16 protein-coding genes and 2 pseudogenes are annotated in these 15434 nt (G+C 72.0%); 8 read left to right on the forward strand and 10 right to left on the reverse strand.

Going from position 1 to position 15434, the window contains the following annotated elements:
- Positions 1-485 (forward strand): annotated as a pseudogene (locus VIU94_RS21140) (serine/threonine protein kinase); the annotation flags it as partial.
- Here VIU94_RS21140 and VIU94_RS21145 read toward each other — a convergent pair.
- Together VIU94_RS21145 and VIU94_RS21150 are read right to left on the reverse strand one after the other, a co-directional pair.
- Positions 469-1275: an SGNH/GDSL hydrolase family protein gene (locus VIU94_RS21145; protein ID WP_331913406.1), complete on the reverse strand. Its 807-nt coding sequence runs from the start codon at positions 1273-1275 to the stop codon at positions 469-471. The pseudogene VIU94_RS21140 and the gene VIU94_RS21145 sit on opposite strands and share 17 nt — an antisense overlap.
- A gap of 190 nt (positions 1276-1465) precedes the next feature.
- A complete protein-coding gene (locus tag VIU94_RS21150; RefSeq protein WP_331913407.1) occupies positions 1466-1801 on the reverse strand; it encodes a KOW domain-containing RNA-binding protein in 336 nt (111 codons plus the stop codon).
- Positions 1802-2328: 527 nt separating this feature from the next.
- Here VIU94_RS21150 and VIU94_RS21155 point away from each other — a divergent pair.
- From VIU94_RS21155 to VIU94_RS21170, 4 genes are all read left to right on the forward strand, one after another.
- Positions 2329-3141, forward strand: a complete 813-nt coding sequence (locus VIU94_RS21155; protein ID WP_331913408.1) for a glycosyltransferase family 2 protein — start codon at positions 2329-2331, stop codon at positions 3139-3141.
- Entirely contained in the window at positions 3138-4226 is a 1089-nt protein-coding gene (locus VIU94_RS21160; protein WP_331913409.1) for a glycosyltransferase family 2 protein, read from the forward strand. Before VIU94_RS21155 ends, VIU94_RS21160 begins: the two co-directional genes overlap by 4 nt.
- Positions 4223-5014, forward strand: coding sequence for a polysaccharide deacetylase family protein (locus VIU94_RS21165; RefSeq protein WP_331913410.1), 792 nt, complete (start codon positions 4223-4225; stop codon positions 5012-5014). The genes VIU94_RS21160 and VIU94_RS21165 overlap by 4 nt, the downstream gene beginning before the upstream one ends.
- 103 nt (positions 5015-5117) lie before the next feature.
- Positions 5118-6227: a DUF5925 domain-containing protein gene (locus tag VIU94_RS21170; RefSeq protein WP_331913421.1), complete on the forward strand. Its 1110-nt coding sequence runs from the start codon at positions 5118-5120 to the stop codon at positions 6225-6227.
- A gap of 38 nt (positions 6228-6265) precedes the next feature.
- On the opposite strand, the gene VIU94_RS21175 is transcribed toward VIU94_RS21170, so the two are convergent.
- Positions 6266-6640, reverse strand: a complete 375-nt coding sequence (locus VIU94_RS21175) for a GntR family transcriptional regulator (protein WP_331913411.1) — start codon at positions 6638-6640, stop codon at positions 6266-6268.
- An 83-nt stretch (positions 6641-6723) separates the two neighbouring features.
- On the opposite strand from VIU94_RS21175, the gene VIU94_RS21180 reads away from it, so the two are divergent.
- Both VIU94_RS21180 and VIU94_RS21185 read left to right on the forward strand, forming a co-directional pair.
- Positions 6724-7644 (forward strand): GNAT family N-acetyltransferase, encoded by a 921-nt coding sequence (locus VIU94_RS21180; RefSeq protein WP_331913412.1) that lies wholly within the window; start codon positions 6724-6726, stop codon positions 7642-7644.
- Positions 7625-8137: a ribonuclease FAU-1 family protein gene (locus VIU94_RS21185; RefSeq protein ID WP_331913413.1), complete on the forward strand. Its 513-nt coding sequence runs from the start codon at positions 7625-7627 to the stop codon at positions 8135-8137. Before VIU94_RS21180 ends, VIU94_RS21185 begins: the two co-directional genes overlap by 20 nt.
- Here VIU94_RS21185 and VIU94_RS21190 read toward each other — a convergent pair.
- The 5 genes from VIU94_RS21190 to VIU94_RS21210 all read right to left on the reverse strand — a co-directional run bounded on the left by VIU94_RS21190 (position 8134) and on the right by VIU94_RS21210 (position 12152).
- Positions 8134-8571: a DUF6299 family protein gene (locus VIU94_RS21190; RefSeq protein WP_331913414.1), complete on the reverse strand. Its 438-nt coding sequence runs from the start codon at positions 8569-8571 to the stop codon at positions 8134-8136. The two genes, VIU94_RS21185 and VIU94_RS21190, sit on opposite strands and share 4 nt — an antisense overlap.
- A gap of 85 nt (positions 8572-8656) precedes the next feature.
- Positions 8657-9133 carry a GNAT family N-acetyltransferase gene (locus tag VIU94_RS21195; RefSeq protein WP_331913415.1) on the reverse strand — a complete coding sequence of 159 codons (477 nt, stop codon included), beginning with the start codon at positions 9131-9133 and terminating at the stop codon, positions 8657-8659.
- The gene (locus VIU94_RS21200) at positions 9130-10626 is read right to left on the reverse strand and encodes a tripartite tricarboxylate transporter permease (RefSeq protein WP_331913416.1); all 1497 of its coding nucleotides are present in this window, start codon (positions 10624-10626) and stop codon (positions 9130-9132) included. Before VIU94_RS21200 ends, VIU94_RS21195 begins: the two co-directional genes overlap by 4 nt.
- A 3-nt stretch (positions 10627-10629) precedes the next feature.
- On the reverse strand, positions 10630-11172 hold the full coding sequence (locus tag VIU94_RS21205) for a tripartite tricarboxylate transporter TctB family protein (RefSeq protein WP_331913417.1): 543 nt from the start codon (positions 11170-11172) through the stop codon (positions 10630-10632).
- Positions 11169-12152, reverse strand: a complete 984-nt coding sequence (locus tag VIU94_RS21210; protein WP_331913418.1) for a Bug family tripartite tricarboxylate transporter substrate binding protein — start codon at positions 12150-12152, stop codon at positions 11169-11171. Before VIU94_RS21210 ends, VIU94_RS21205 begins: the two co-directional genes overlap by 4 nt.
- 122 nt (positions 12153-12274) lie before the next feature.
- On the opposite strand from VIU94_RS21210, the gene VIU94_RS21215 reads away from it, so the two are divergent.
- The gene (locus tag VIU94_RS21215; protein WP_331913419.1) at positions 12275-12952 is read left to right on the forward strand and encodes a response regulator; all 678 of its coding nucleotides are present in this window, start codon (positions 12275-12277) and stop codon (positions 12950-12952) included.
- Here the strand turns inward: VIU94_RS21215 and VIU94_RS21220 are convergent.
- The gene (locus VIU94_RS21220) at positions 12949-13557 is read right to left on the reverse strand and encodes a hypothetical protein (protein WP_331913420.1); all 609 of its coding nucleotides are present in this window, start codon (positions 13555-13557) and stop codon (positions 12949-12951) included. The two genes, VIU94_RS21215 and VIU94_RS21220, sit on opposite strands and share 4 nt — an antisense overlap.
- Positions 13554-15434 (reverse strand): annotated as a pseudogene (locus VIU94_RS21225) (hypothetical protein); the annotation flags it as partial. The pseudogene VIU94_RS21225 and the gene VIU94_RS21220, both read right to left, overlap by 4 nt.

The raw sequence follows: 15434 nt of genomic DNA on the forward strand, positions 1-15434 counted from the left end.
CGACCCCGCCGCCGAGCACACCGCCGCCGACCACGACCGCGCCGACGAGCACCCCGCCGACGACCGGGCCCACCACGAGCGCCCCGCCGAAGCAGACGGTGAACGTGTGGGTGAAGGCGGTGCGCGGGAGTTACAAGGGGAGTTGTCCGGCGCCGGAGGCCGAGGCCCCGGCGTTCGCGGCGACGATCAGCGTGGGGCGCGTACCGGCGACCGTCGAGTACCGCTGGGCCACGGAGAGCGGGGAGAGTTCGGCGACCGGCTGGAAGACGCTGCATTTCCCGGCCGATGGGGACAAGCAGCGGCAGGCAGAGCACACGGAGCTGACGTACAAGGCGGGCGAGACGCACCACGACCGGGTCCGGGTGGAGGTCCGGAGCCCGGCCGAGGTGAGCTCGAACTGGGTGGCGTTCTCGGTGACCTGCGAGGAGGCGACCCCGACGGACGGGGCCGGCTACCCGACGGGCTCGCTCACGCCGCGTTCCTGAAGGTGGGCAGATAGCCGCCGGACTGGCCGGACGCGGTGGGGTGGTAGGACTCGCCGATGTTCAGCCAGTTGACGCTGTGCAGCCAGGCCGAGCCGGAGCAGATCTCGTGCCCGGTGAAGGCCGGGACCACGCTGGCGAAGGTGAAGCCGTGGTCGGCGGCGCGCTTCGCGGTGGCGGCGTTCAGGTAGTCGGAGCCGTCGTTGATCGCCCGGCGCTCGTTCTCCGACAGCCCGGCGACGCAGCTGCCGCCGATCTTGTAGAAGCGGGGGTAGCCCAGGACGACGACGTGGGCGGCCGACGCCTTGGATCTGATCGCCGAGTACACCGCGTCCAGCTTGCCGGGCAGGGTGGTGTCGACGTAGCTCTTGGCTTGATTCACTCGGTTGATGCAGGTGGCCTCGGACTGGAGGACGCAGGTGGTCATGACGTCCGCGAAGCCGGCGTCATTGCCTCCGATGGAGATGGAGACCAGGTCGGTGGCGGCGGACAGGGGGCCGAGCTGATTGGCCGTGACATCACCCGTACGAGCGCCCGAGCAAGCGGTGAAGTTGAACGAGGAGGGTGAGTTCGCGGCCGCCCAGAGGACCGGATAGGCCTTCGTGGACCGCTTGCAGGAGCCGCTGGCGCTGTCGTAGCTTCCGGCGCCCACACCGGAGGAGTACGAGTCGCCCAGGGCCACGTAGTCGAGTGCGGCGCTCTCGGCTGCCTGCGCCGCCCCCGCCCCGGTGAGGGCGAGGACGGCGCCGAGGAGCAACGACGAGGAGAATGCCGCGAATCGGGACAGTTTCATGGAACCTCCCTTTAGCAGGATCTCTGCCTACTCCGTGGTAGCAGCGCGCGTAGACCTCTGGAAGTGTCCATGCCAAGACCATTCGGCGGACGGCGGTCCGACGCACCGTCAGGGCCTCTCGGAGGGGCCGGATTCGGCCATTCGCCGACGGCCCGCCGGAGCCCCGAAGGCTCCGGCGGGCCGCATACGCCTACTTTCCGAAGTACGCGTCGCGGATCGCCACCGTCGACACGTTCCCGTCGGCGATGAGCCGCTGCGCGTCGACCGGCACCGCGAAGGTGTGCCCGTCGACGGACTGGATGCGTACCGGTATCCGCTCGCGCCCCGGGGCGCGCTCGATGCTCCCCAACTGCCCCTTGGCGCCGACGCTGACGCGGCCACCGGTGATGAGGGTGACCGTCTGCTCGGCGGCGCCCCGCTGGTGCGGGACGGTGACGGCGTGGGTGGGGGCGGTCAGCCCCACGGAGAGCACTACGGCGGCGCACGCGGCCGCGGCCGCGATTCGGCGCATCTCGTATCTCTGCAACTGTCCTCCTGCTCACGGGCGTTCGGATGCGCGGGGCTCGCGCCCCACGCCCTCTGTTGCCCGATGAGGCAGAAGTGGTTCACGGCGCATCACTCGAACTCATTCGAAATCAATTCGCACGGGAATTCACAGGAGTTCCCGCTGAACGCTCACGCCCCACCTTTAAAACGGATTGGAAAACTCCGACCAAATCGGCGAAATAGTGAGTCGAGAGCCAGGGCTTGCCATACAGTCGCATTCATCAATACCGTCGTACATCTCACCCGCATCGGTCACTTCGCACAGCGGCTCAGGGGAGGGCCACGGCTTTACGGAGGACCGGGCGCGGGGCGCGGTTGGGGGGTACCGACCTCGGGGGCCACAGAGCTGTCGAGCATCGGGCCGCGCATGCAGTAACACCAGCTCACCCATGCCGTACGGAGATCGATGCCGTGCGGTTCACGGGTGTGAACCCCCCTTTCGAACCGGACAGACAACCGGACCGCCCGGGGGCGGGCGGTCCACCGGACGAGAGGGAAACACCGATCATGAGTTCATTCCTGCGACCGGCCACTTCCGGACGGGAAATATCCGCCGAGTACCGCGCCATCACCTCGCATCTGGCCATCACTCCGCCGGTGAGCGTCGTCATCCCGGCGATGAACGAAGCGGAAAATCTTCCCTACGTCTTCAAGACGCTTCCGGACTGGATCCACGAAGTCGTCCTGGTCGACGGGAACTCCACCGACGACACCGTGCGGGTCGCCCGCGAACTGCGGCCCGACGTCAAGGTCGTCAAGCAGGTAGGCAAGGGCAAGGGCGACGCCCTCATCAGCGGCTTCGCCGCCTGCACCGGCGACATCATCGTGATGGTCGACGCGGACGGGTCGGCGGACGGTCAGGAGATCGTCAGCTACGTCTCCGCGCTGGTCGGCGGCGCCGACTTCGCCAAGGGCTCGCGCTTCGCCAACGGCGGCGGCACGGACGACATGACGACGATCCGGCGGCTCGGCAACTGGGCGCTGTGCGCCCTGGTCAACCGCAAGTTCGGGGCCCGCTACACCGACCTCTGCTACGGCTACAACGCCTTCTGGCGGCACTGCCTCGACAAGGTCACCCTGGACTGCACCGGCTTCGAGATCGAGACCCTGATCAACATCCGGGTGGTCAAGGCCGGCCTGAGAGTCCAGGAGGTCCCCAGCCACGAGTACCTGCGCATCCACGGGGTCAGCAACCTCAACGCGGTCCGGGACGGGCTGCGGGTGCTTCGGGTGATCCTCACGGAGAAGGGCGTACGGCGCGGGGCGCGGCGGCGAGCGGCCTCGTTCTCGGTCAACGTCCCGCGAGGAGAGGTGTCTTGAGCGACGGCGACCGCTGCCGCGAGTTCTCCGTGGTGATCTGCGTCTACACCGAGGACCGCTGGGGGGACATCCTCGCCGCGGTCGACTCGGTGCGGGCGCAGTCCCTGCCGGCCCTGGAGACGCTGCTCGTGGTCGACCACAACGAGCCGCTGCGGGCCCGGCTCGCGCAGACCTACCGGGACGAGGTCGCCCGGCGGGAGGTGCGGGTGCTCGCGAACGCGGGCCCCCGCGGCCTGTCCTCCGGCCGCAACACCGGAATCGCCGTCGCGCGCGGGGAGTTCGTGGCCTTCCTCGACGACGACGCGGTGGCGGAGCGGGACTGGCTGCGGTGGTTCGCCGCGGGGTACGACGACCCGCGGGTCATGGCGGTCGGCGGCCGGACGCTGCCCGCCTGGGCGTCGGGCCGGCGACCGGCGTGGTTCCCGGAGGAGTTCGACTGGGTCGTCGGCTGCACGTACCGCGGGCTGCCGCCCGGGCGCGTCCGGGTGCGCAACGTGCTCGGCGGCAACGCGTCCTTCCGGCGCACCGCCTTCGACGCGGCGGGCGGCTTCGCCACGGGCATCGGGCGGGACGGCGACCGGCGGCCGCTCGGCTGCGAGGAGACGGAACTGTGCATCCGGCTCGCCACGGCCGTGCCGGAGGCGGTCCTGCTGATCGACGACCGCGCGGTCATCCACCACCAGGTCCCGGTCGCCCGGGAGCGCTTCGGCTACTTCCGCACCCGGGCGTACGCGGAGGGCCTCTCCAAGGCACTGGTCGCCCGGAGCGTCGGCGCGACCAAGGGCCTGGAGGCCGAACGCCGGTACACCACCCGGGTCCTGCCGGCGGGCGTCCTGCGGGGCCTGCGCGACGCGCTGCTCGCCCGCCCGGGCGGCGCGGGCCGCGCGGCGGCGATCGTCGCCGGCGTCACGTCAGCCGCGGCCGGCTACGCATGGGCCACCCTCCGCACCCGCCGCACGGGCACGACGTTCGCCTCGGGCCCGATCGAGCGGAGGGCGGGGGCGCAGGAGACGGCGGAAGGGGCAGCGGACGGGACGGCGGAGGCGGCGCCGGGCGGCCTCGCCGCATCGGAGGCGGCCGCATGAGCCGGGCCGTGCCGATTCTCATGTACCACGCGGTCGGGCCCAGCCCCTCCCCCGCGACCCGTCGGCTGTCCGTCTCGCCCGAGGCGTTCGGCGAGCAGATGGAGGTGCTCGCCGGGCGGGGGTTCACGCCGCTGACCACGGCCGGGCTCGGCGCGGCCTGGCGGGAGGGGCGGGGGCTGCCGCCGCGGCCGGTGCTGATCACCTTCGACGACGGGTACGAGGGGGTCCACCGGTACGCGCTGCCCGTGCTCGCCAAGTACGGGTTCGCGGCGACCGTGTTCGTCACCACCGGGTGGCTGCGCGGCCCGTACGACGAGGGCGGCGCGCTGGACACCATGCTCGACTGGGGCCAGGTGCGCGAACTCGCCGCCGCCGGAACGGAGATCGGCGGGCACGCCCACACCCATCCCCAGCTCGACCAGCTCGACGACCACCGCGTGTGGTCCGAGACCGTGCGCTGCAAGGAGATCGTCGCCGAGGAACTGGGCGCGGCGCCCGTCTCGTTCGCCTACCCGTACGGCTACTCCAGCCGCCGCGTGCGGGACACGGTCCGGGGCGCGGGCTTCGCCCAGGCCCTCGCCGTCGGCAACACCGCGGCCCGCCGCCGCCAGGGCCCGTACGCCCTGGAGCGGCTGACCGTGCGCCGGTCCACCCGTATCGAGGAGTTCGAGCGGCTGGTCGAACTCCGCGCGCTGGGGCGGACGTTCGCGGCCGACCGGGCCCTGACCAAGGGGTACGCCGTGGTGCGCCGCACCCGCGCGGCCCTCAACGGTGTCCGGCGTCCCTGACACCGCGCCGTCCGTCGCGGTTCCGCCGAACGCGACGGCCGGCGCGGGCCACCCGGATCATCCAGGTCAAAACACCGTGCACGGACTGCCCGGGCGCCGGATCATGGGCGCCATGCCCGACACCCCAGCGGACCCGCACCGCGTGCTGCCGATCCGGCTCACCGTCGACGACAGCGACTCGCCGTCCGACGTCGTCGACGCGCTCTTCCTCGGCCGCTTCGCCACCGGCGAGCAGCCGCACGCGCACAGCACCACACTGGACCGGGTCAAGCCCGCGGCGACGCTGCTGCCCGCCGGGGCGCGGGTGCTGCGCGCCGCGAAGGACGACGACCGCAGCGCCCTGCTCGCCGAGGGGGAGGGCTGGACGCTGCTGGTCTCGCGGTGGAACCGCGGCGCCGACGTCACCGTCACGGCGACCGAGCCGGAGCTCGCCGAGCGGATCCTCAAGGAGGCGACGGACGGCGCGAAGGACGAGCCCGAGCCGCAGCCGGAGAACGTGACGATGGGGTTCTGGTACGTGTCGCCCCGGCGCGGCCCGCACCGCACCACCCGGCAGATCACCGCCGGCACGTGGGACGAGGTCCGGCCCAACTACACGGCCCCGGTGGCCGAGGCGATGGACCGGCTGATGAAGGTCACGCCCGAGGACATCGCGGGCCGCCTGCTGCTGCTCCACGGCCCGCCGGGCACCGGCAAGACGTCCGCGCTGCGGACCCTGGCCCGGTCCTGGCGGGACTGGTGCCAGGTGGACTGCGTGCTCGACCCGGAGCGGCTGTTCAACGACGTCGGCTATCTGATGGACATCGCGATCGGCGAGGACGAGGGCACGGCGAAGGGTCGCTGGCGGCTGCTCCTCCTGGAGGACTGCGACGAGCTGATCCGCGGCGAGGCCAAGCACACGGCGGGCCAGGCCCTGTCCCGCCTGCTCAACCTGACGGACGGCCTGCTCGGCCAGGGACGCAACGTCCTCGTCGGCGTCACCACCAACGAGGACCTGGAACGCCTCCACCCGGCCGTCGTCCGCCCCGGCCGCTGCCTGGCCCGCATCGAGGTGGGCGCCCTGACGCGTGGCGAGGCGGTGAGCTGGCTGGGCCGGGAGGACGGCGTCGGCCGGGAGGGCGCGACGCTGGCGGAGCTGTACGCCCTGCGCCGCGGCACGCCGAGCGCCTCCGTCCCGGAATCCCGCACGCCGGAGGCTGGCCTGTACCTGTAGGCGGTACCGGAGGCCTCAGCCCGCGTCTCAGCCCCGCCTCAGCCCCCGTACGCCGCCCTCAGCGCGTCCTCCGACGCCGCGCGGGCCTCGTCTCTCGTCGCTCCCAGGCGGTGGGCCTCCTGGGCGAAGGCGGCGGCGGACGCGGCGAGGTGGCGGGCCGCCGCGTCGCCGGCCGCGGCGACGAACGTGCCGTGGCGGCCGCGGGTCTCGATGACGCCGTCCGCCTCCAGCGCCTTGTACGCCTTGGCGACGGTGTTGGCGGCCAGTCCCAGCTGTTCGGCCAGGCCGCGTACCGTCGGGAGCTTGTAGCCGACCGGCAGCGCCCCGGAGCGCGCCTGTTCCGAGATGCCGGCGCGCAGTTGTTCGTACGGAGCGGTCGTCGAGTCCGTGTCCACGGAGATCTTCAGCGTCACGGAACGGATTGTCGCAGGCCGCCCGGTGGGGCGACGGAAAATGGGAGGCGATCCCGCCATGCCCGCACGTAGTGTGCGACACCATGACTGTGATCGTCCGTGACGTCCGGCCGGAGGACGCCGAGGGCTTCGCCCGGGTCCGGCGCGCCGCGCTCCCCTACATGCTCGCCACCGCCGAGCAGGCCGCCTTCGACTGGGCCCACGCCCACCCCGACGCCCACGCCCGGCCCCTGGTGGCCGAGGCCGACGGCCGGATCATCGGCACCGTGCAGGCCTACCTCGCGCACGAGAGCCCGACGCCCGACGCCGGTTCGCTCAACGTGTACGTCGACCCGGAGCACCGGCGGCTCGGCGCCGGGACGCTGCTGATGCGCGCCGCCGAGGAGCACCTGGCGGAGCGCGGGGCGACCGACCTGTACACCTGGGTCCTCGACGAGCCGGGCAACCGGGCCTTCGCCGAGCGGCACGGCTACGCCTCGCGCCGCTCCGCCCACTTCCTCCGGCTCGACCTGGCCACGGCGCCCCTGCCGGAGCGCTGCGCCCCGCCCGCGGGCGTGGAGCTGCGCCCGGCCGCCGACTTCGCGGCCGACCCGCGCCCGCTCTTCGAGCTGGACGCGCTCACCACCGCCGACGAGCCGGGCGACGTGGGCGCCGAACTCTCCGACTACGAGCACTGGCTGGCGACCACCTGGCGCCACCCCCTGTTCAGCGCCGAGCTGACCACGATCGCCGTGGTCGACGGCGTGCCCGCCGCGTTCAGCGCCGCGCAGGTCGACGGCGCGGGCCGGTACTGCTCGGGCATGACCGGCACCGCGCCCGCGTACCGCGGCCGGGGTCTGGCGAAGCTCGCGAAGAACGACTCGCTGCACCGGGCCCGCGCGGCCGGCTGCACGGAGGCGTTCACCGGCAACGACACGGGCAACGACCCGATGCTGGCGATCAACAAGTGGTTCGGTTACGAGGTCTGCGCAACGGAGGTCAGGCATGTCCGCACGGTCGGCTGAGGTCGAGGTCGGTGCCCAGGTCCAGGTGGCACTGGTCAAGGCGGGGCGGACCAAGATCCGTTACCCCGCGGACGTGGTCGCGGACGACGGCGTCCGGCTCACCGTCCGCGCCCCCTGGGCCGCCGAGGGCGTGCGCGACTTCGGGTTCGTACGGTTCGAGCCGGGCGACGTCTTCGTCGAGCACTACTGGCGGGACCGCTGGTACGCGGTGAAGGAGGTCCGCTCCGGCGACGGCACGCTCAAGGGCTGGTACTGCGACGTCACCCGGCCCGCCGCCGTCGACGCGGATCAGGTCGTGGTCGAGGACCTCGACCTGGACCTGTGGGTGTCGGCGGACGGCAGCGAGGTGCTCCGGCTGGACGAGGACGAGTTCGCGGCGAGCGGCCTGGCCGCCACCGACCCGGAGGCGGCCGCCTGCGCCGTCGCCGCGCTCGACGAGCTGGAGGTCCTGGGCCGGGACGGCCTCCTGGACCTGCTGGACCCGCGGCGCTAGCCCAGCATCACGTCAGCGTCCCGCATGGCCCGGAACTCGGGCAGCGGGATGCCCATCGCCTCCGAGCTGAGCTGCATCAGGGTGGCCTTCACCCGGGCCTCGCCCGGCCGGTAGGCGGGGTCGTGGACGACGGAGGAGTTGGACCAGGCGTGCACCTGGCCGTCGCAGACGGCCCGGGTGCCGCCGATCCCCTGCGAGTGCCGGTCCTGGACCAGGGTGCTGCTGACGAAGACCGGGCCCGCGCTGTCGTCGAGGCAGCGGTAGGTCCCGGAGAGCGTCACCGTGCCGTCGTCGGCCAGGCCGCCGGCCTGGTCGACGGTCACACCGTCGCCGGCCGTACCCGGGGCGGTGTGACCGGTCGCCGCGTGGGCCGTCGCCGCGCCGGCGAGCAGGAGCGCAGCGGCGACGGTGCCGAGGACGAGACGTACGCGCATCGAAGGTTCCCTTCGGGGTGGGGAGGGTGCCGGAGCGGCACTGCCCGCCAGGGATACCGGATCGCGCGCCCGTTCCGTCCGAACCTCACTCCATCGGTGGCGAGTTGAGGCGCTTCCGGTAGTGAATACGGTCGTACGGTCCTTCCGCACGCCGCTCCACGACCTCGTAGCCGTACCGCTCGTACAGCTTCTGGTTCTCCCACATCAGCGCGTTGGTGAGCAGCCGGACCTCGGGGGCGCCGAGGGCGCGGGCGTGCGCCTCCACCCAGTCGAGCAGGACGCGGCCGAGGCCGGTGCCCTGGGCGTCGGGGTGGACGGCGACGGTGTCCAGGTAGAGGTGGTCGACCTCGGGGATCACCACGACGAGCCCGGTCACCGGGTCGCCGCAGACGAACACCCGGCCCGCGGCGACGTTCGCCGCGTGGTCCGCCCGCATCGGGGCCGGCACGAGGCCGATCCGTTCGATGTAGTGCTGGAAGGCCGCGTCGATCACGGCCTTCACGGCGGGTACGTCGGCGGCCGTCGCGGGCCGGGGCGCGTCGGGGAGCGTACGGTCGGTCATCCCGCCACGGTACGGCGGCGGTTGATCACCTTCTTCACCAGGGGCCAGGCCAGCAGGAGCAGGATCACCGCGTACACGGTCACCGCGAAGGGCGTGTCGACCAGGCCGGTCAGCGAGCCGTCGCTGATCTGCAGCGCGCGGCGCAGCTGCTGCTCGGCGGCCGGGCCGAGGATGACGCCGATGACGGCGGGCAGCACGGGCAGTCCGTACCGGCGCATGCCGAACCCTATGAGGCCGATGACCAGCAGGACGACGATGTCGAACGCCTCGCCGCCTACCGCGTACGCGCCGACCGCGGCGAAGAACAGGATGCCGGCGTACAGGTACGGGCGCGGGATGCGCAGCAGCTTCGCCCAGACCGGCGCGAGCGGCAGGTTGAGCGCGAGCAGCAGCACCATGCCGACGAACAGCGAGGCGATCAGGCCCCACACCAGCTCGGGTTCGCGTTCGAAGAGCAGCGGTCCGGGCTGGATGCCGTACTGCTGGAAGGCGGCGAGCATCACGGCGGCGACGGCGGTCGTGGGCAGGCCGAGGGTGAGCATCGAGACGAGCGTGCCGGCCGCGGAGGCGGAGGCGGCGGACTCGGGCCCGGCGACGCCCTCGATGGCGCCGCGGCCGAACTCGTCCTTGTGCCGCGACAGGCGCTTCTCGGTGACGTACGACAGGAAGGTCGGGATCTCCGCGCCGCCGGCCGGGATCGCGCCGAACGGGAAGCCGATCACCGGGCCGCGCAGCCAGGACTTCCAGGTGCGCTTCACGTCGGCCCTCCCCAGCCAGGGACGGCCGACCGGGATCGCCTCGCCGGCGGAGCGGCGCAGGTGGGCGGCGACCCACAGGGCCTCGCCGATGGCGAAGAGGCCGACCGCGACGATGACGACGTCGACGCCGTCGGCGAGCTGGAGCGAGCCGAAGGTGAGTCGCTGCTGACCGGTCATCTGGTCGAGGCCGACCAGTCCGAGGGTGAGGCCGACGAGGAGCGAGGCCAGACCGCGGATCCGGGAGGAGCCGAGGACGGAGGTCACCGCGATGAACGCGAGGACCATGAGGGCGAGGTAGTCCGGGGCGCCGATGTCGACGGCGAGCTTCGCGACCGTGGGCGCGAGGACGACCAGCAGGATCGTGCCGATCATGCCGCCGGCGAAGTGCCCGACCGCGGCGGCCGCGAGCGCCTGCGCGCCGCGTCCGGCCTTGGCCATCGGGTTGCCCTCGATGGCGGCGACCACGGCCGCGCTCTCACCGGGGGTGTTGAGCAGGATCGAGGTGGTGGAGCCGCCGAACATGGCCCCGTAGTAGATGCCGGCGAACATGATGAACGCGCCGGTCGGTTCGAGTCCGTACGTGACGGGCAGCAGCAGCGCGACGGCCATGGCGGGGCCGATGCCGGGCAGGACGCCGATGGCGGTGCCGAGCAGCACGCCGATGGCGGCCCACAGCAGGTTCATCGGGGTGAGCGCCGTGCCGAAGCCGTCGATCAGGGAGGTCAGGGAATCCATGGGTCAGAGCACTCCCATCAGCGGGCCGCCGGGCAGCGGGACTCCGAGCAGGTTGTTGAAGACGACATAGGTGACGAGGGCGAGCACGGCCGCGATCAGCGGGTCTCGGTGGAGGTGCCGGCTGCCGAGGGCGTACGCGGCGCCCCAGAAGAGCAGCGCGCCGGAGATCGGGAAGCCGAGCGGCCCGATGAGGACGGCGAAGCCGAGGAAGACGCCGGCGAGGAGCAGGACGGTGCGCCAGTCGCTCGGCTCGGACAGGTCGACGTCCTCGCCCGCCTCGGACTCTCCGCGGCCGCCGCGCAGCACGTCGACCGCGAGGAGGACGGCGACGACAAGCAGTCCGGCGCCGACGACGATGGGGACGGTGCGCGGTCCGACGGGTCCGCGCGCGGCGATGTCGACGGACATGGTGAGGGCGTCGGTGAGGACGAGGACGCCCAGGATCAGGAGGATGAGGCCGACGCCGAGCTCGGAGTGCGAGCGCAGCCAGGAGGACGGCTCGGTCGTTGCGGGCTTGTCCGTGGTCGTGGTGGTGGGGGTGGTCACAGTCCCAGCTCCTTCAGCACCGAGCCGACGCGCTCGTCCTGTTCGGTGAGGAAGTCGCCGAACGTGTCGCCGGGCAGGAAGGCGTCGTTCCAGCCGTTCTTCTTCAGCGACTCCTTCCACTGCGGGGAGTCGTGCAGCTTGGTGACCAGGCCGATGAGCTTGTCGCGTTCTGCGTCGGTCAGGCCGGGCGGGGCGACGACGCCGCGCCAGTTGATGAACTCGGTGTCGAGACCGGCCTCGCGCAGGGTGGGCGCGTCCAGGCCGGGGACGCGCTGGGCGCCGGTGACGGCGAGGAGGCGGAGTTCGCCGGACTCGATCTGGTCGAGGTACTCGCCGACGCCGGAGACGCCGAAGGCGACCTTGTTGCCGAGGATGGAGGCGAGGAGCTCGCCGCCGCCGTCGAAGGGGATGTAGTTGACGCTCTTCGGCGCGATGCCGGCGGCCTGGGCCATCAGCATCGGGGCGAGGTGGTCGGGGCCGCCGGGCGAGGAGCCGCCGCCGACGGGCAGCTTGCCGGGGTCCTTCTTCCAGGCGGCGAGGAGCTCCTGGATGGTCTTGTACGGGGAGTTCTTGCTCACCACGACGATGTCCTGCTCCATGGTGAGCCGGGCGATCGGGGTGGTGTCGGCGAGGGTCTTCGGGGTCTTGTTGGTGTGCACGGCGCCGACGACGCCGAGGCCCATGGACATCGCGAGCCGGCCGTTGCCGTGCTCGCCGACGAGCCGGGTGAGGCCGACGGTGCCGCCGGCGCCGGGCAGGTTGAAGACCTCGATGTCGCTGGTCAGCCCGGCTTCCTCGGCGTTCTTGGCCGCGGTGCGGGCGGTGATGTCGTAGCCGCCGCCGGGGGTGTTGGGGACCATGAAGCGCAGGCCGGGGATCCGGGTGCCGGTGTCGGAGCCGCTGCCGGTGGCGAGCAACGGCGGCCCCACCAGCACCAGCAGCGCGGCCCCGAACAGGGCGAGGGGGGTGCGCAGACGCACGTGAGCCGCCTCTCGGTTGGGGATGTGAAGTGGCCCACATGTTGCCTGCGCGTTAAGAAGCTGTCTCTCTTCCGCAATCAACGGACGTTGTGGTCCTTGTGGTCGGGACCTAGCGTGGCCGCGTGACGAAGGTGCTGGTGGTGGACGACGACTTCATGGTCGCGAAACTGCACGCCCGATATGTCTCGACCGTGGAGGGTTTCTCCGTCGTCGGGGTCGCGCACAACGGCGCGGACGCGGTGCGCGCGGCGCGGGAGCTGCGTCCGGATCTGGTCCTGCTGGACATCTTCCTGCCCGACATGGACGGCATCGACGTCCTGCGGGAGCTGCGGGCGGCGGGACTCGGCATGGACGCCCTGTTCATCACGGCGGCGCGGGACGCGGGCACGGTCCGCTCGGCGCTGCGGGCGGGGGCGCTGCACTATCTGATCAAGCCGTTCAACCAGGCGGCGCTGCGGGAGCAGCTGCTCCACGTGGCCTCGCTGCGGGCCAGGCTCGACGGCCTGGAGGAGGCCCGCCAGGAGGACGTCGACCAGATCTTCGGCGCCCGCCCGCCAGGCTCCCGCGAACTCCCCAAGGGCCTGGCCGCCCACACCGCGGACCTGGTCGAGGGCATCCTCCACGCCCACCCGGAGGGCCTCTCCGCCACGGAATGCGCGGAGGCCGGCTCCCTGTCCCGCGTGAGCGCCCGCCGCTACCTGGAGTACTTCGCGGAGACGGGGCGGGCGGAGGTCACGCTCAAGTACGGCGGGACGGGCCGCCCGGAACGCCGGTACCGGAGCTCCGGGCGGGGCCGCTAGCGGTCGAGCGGGTACGCGGCGAGTTCGCGGATGTCGTCCGGCAGCGACGTGTCGGCGGCGAGCCGCGTCAGCGCGGCGCGGCTCGCCGGGAGATCCACGGTGCCGCGCAGCGCCAGGACCGCCTTCTCGGCGGCGAGGCCCCGGAGGGCGTACTGCTCGGCGAGTTCCGGGAACCACGGGGTGAGCGAGTCGAGGTCGTCGACCATGAGCCCGCACCACTCCAGGGCCTTCTCGACGATCCACCCGGTGATCCGCCGGACCCAGACCTCCTGGAAGTCCGTGGTGTCCAGCCCCCGCCGGGCACACTCGGCCTCGGCGGCGGCCACCTGCCCGGCGGTCACGTGGACGCCGTCGCTGTGGTCGTACAGCACCGGCCAGATGAGCACCCAGTCGGGCACCTCTTCGTCGTCGGCGTAGAACTTGTCGTCGGCGTGCCCGAGGAAGGGCGGCTCGGGGACCGCGAGCGGAGCCGCCGGCAGCGCCGCTTCCAGTACGCCGCGGGCGAGCGCGAGCAGCTCGTCGTTCTCGTCGGAGGGCCACGCTCCCCACCCGAAGGGCGAGGCGCGCAGCGCTTCCGGCAGCAGCGGGGTGTCGTCGGCGGTCACTTGACTCCCAGGTAGTCCATCGCGCTCTTCGGGTCGTTCATCTTGCCCGAATCCAGAGCCGCCCGCTTCTCGGCGTCGGTCTTGGAGTTCCACGCGTCGTTCATGGACTTCATCTGCTGCGGAGTGAAGTCCTGGCCGGCGATCCGGACGTTGATCCCGTTGTCCGCGAAGGTCTGGGCCGGGGTGCCCGGAGGCGCGTTGCCGTCCTTGCCCTTCTGGTAGCCGTCGAAGACCTTGTGCCAGTCCTTCTGCTGCTCGATCTCGTACCGGGCCACGCGCGGCGGGGTCGCGCCGTCCTCCTTGGCCCAGTCGGCGAGCCGCTTCGCCTGGGCCGGGATGGTCGCCTTGGTGGCCGCGTTCGCGGTGTTCTTCACCTCGACGGCGTGGACGCTGCCGTCCTTGCCCTTGTAGAGGACGTCGACGTCGTCGATGCCGCTCACGTCGACCTTCGTGCCGTCGCCCATGTCGACGGACTGGCGGCCCTTCTTGGCGCCGACCGCGCCGTACACCTTGGTGCCGTCGGCCGCCTCGGAGACCGACCGCTGGGCCGCGCGGACCTCGGCCATCGCCTCGGCCAGCTGGTGCCGGTCGTTGGCCTTGAGGACGGTGGAGGCGAGCGAGCCTCGGGTCTGGTTGTCGATGGCCTTGTTCGCGAGCATCTCGTCGAGGTCGTTCAGTGCGGAGGCCAGTTCCTCCTTGCTGTACTCGCCCTTGTTGTAGTCCGGGTCGTCCTTGGCCTTCTTGACCAGGTTGTCGATGCCCTTCTCGTTCAGCTGGAAGCGGTCCTCCTTGGGCGTCTTCTGCTTGTCGCGGGCGTCGATGATCCTCTGCTTGACCCTGTCCGCCACGCTGCCGAGCTCCGCGCCGTCCGCGACCTTGTCGGCCTCGTCGGCCTCCTTCTGGGCCTCGCGGGCGTCGTCCGCCTCCTTGCCCTTGCAGATGTCGTCGCCCTCGGCGGCGAAGGCGACCGGGATCACCGCCGGCGGGGCGGCGATGACGCCCGTGCCGTTACCGGCGACGCCGCCGACCGGCCGTGGGACTCCCCCGCCGTACGGGACGCGTTGCAGCGCGCCGAGAGCGATCTTGCACTCACCGGCCTCCTCGACCTTCTTCTTCGCGTCGTCCGCAAGATCCTGCGCCTCGTCGGCGGCGTCCCGCGCACCCTTGGCGTCGCCCTTGCCGGCGGCCTTGCGGGCCTTGCCCGTCGCGTCCTTGGCCTTGTCGACGGCCTCGGTGACCTTGCTGGCGATCTTGCCGAGGCGACCCAGCTTGCCCAGCTTCGCCGCGGCCTTGGCCTCGCCGTAGCCGGGGATGAAGAGCGAGCCGACGTTCCAGACGACGTTGGTGACCGCCCGCGTCTTCTGGCCGTTGTTCCACTTGTCGCGCACCTCGTCGCCGATGAACATGTCGTCCAGCGGCTTCAGGACGACGTCGACACCGCTCCCGCCCCAGTCGGTGAGCGCGTCCCAGTACTCGCCCTTGTCCCACTTGTCGCCGGCGTTCTTGGTGCCCTCGGTCCAGATGTCGCCGAGGCTTCCGAAGTAGTCGCCGAGACCGGAGATGCTGTCGATCGGGTGGATGATCGTGTTCCAGGTGTCGGTGAGGTCGCCCCAGATGCCGTCGACGAAGAGACCCCCGAGGACCTGGCCGCCGTAGTCGAGGGTGCAGCCCCAGAAGCCCGAGCAGTCGTTGTCCTCGTCGTCGCCGCCCTTGTCGCCCTTGTCGTTCTTCCCGCCGTCGCCGATCGGCTCGTACGGGTCGGTGGGGTCGCCGCCCTCGTCCTCGTCCCCGGAGGCGCCGGGCAGGTTGTCGCCGGGACCGTCTTGGGTGGTGCCGTCGGGGTTCGTGGTGCCGCCGGGGCCGCCGGTGGAACCGCC

It is taken from the genome of Streptomyces sp. (assembly GCF_036566765.1).
Taxonomy (GTDB): domain Bacteria; phylum Actinomycetota; class Actinomycetes; order Streptomycetales; family Streptomycetaceae; genus Streptomyces.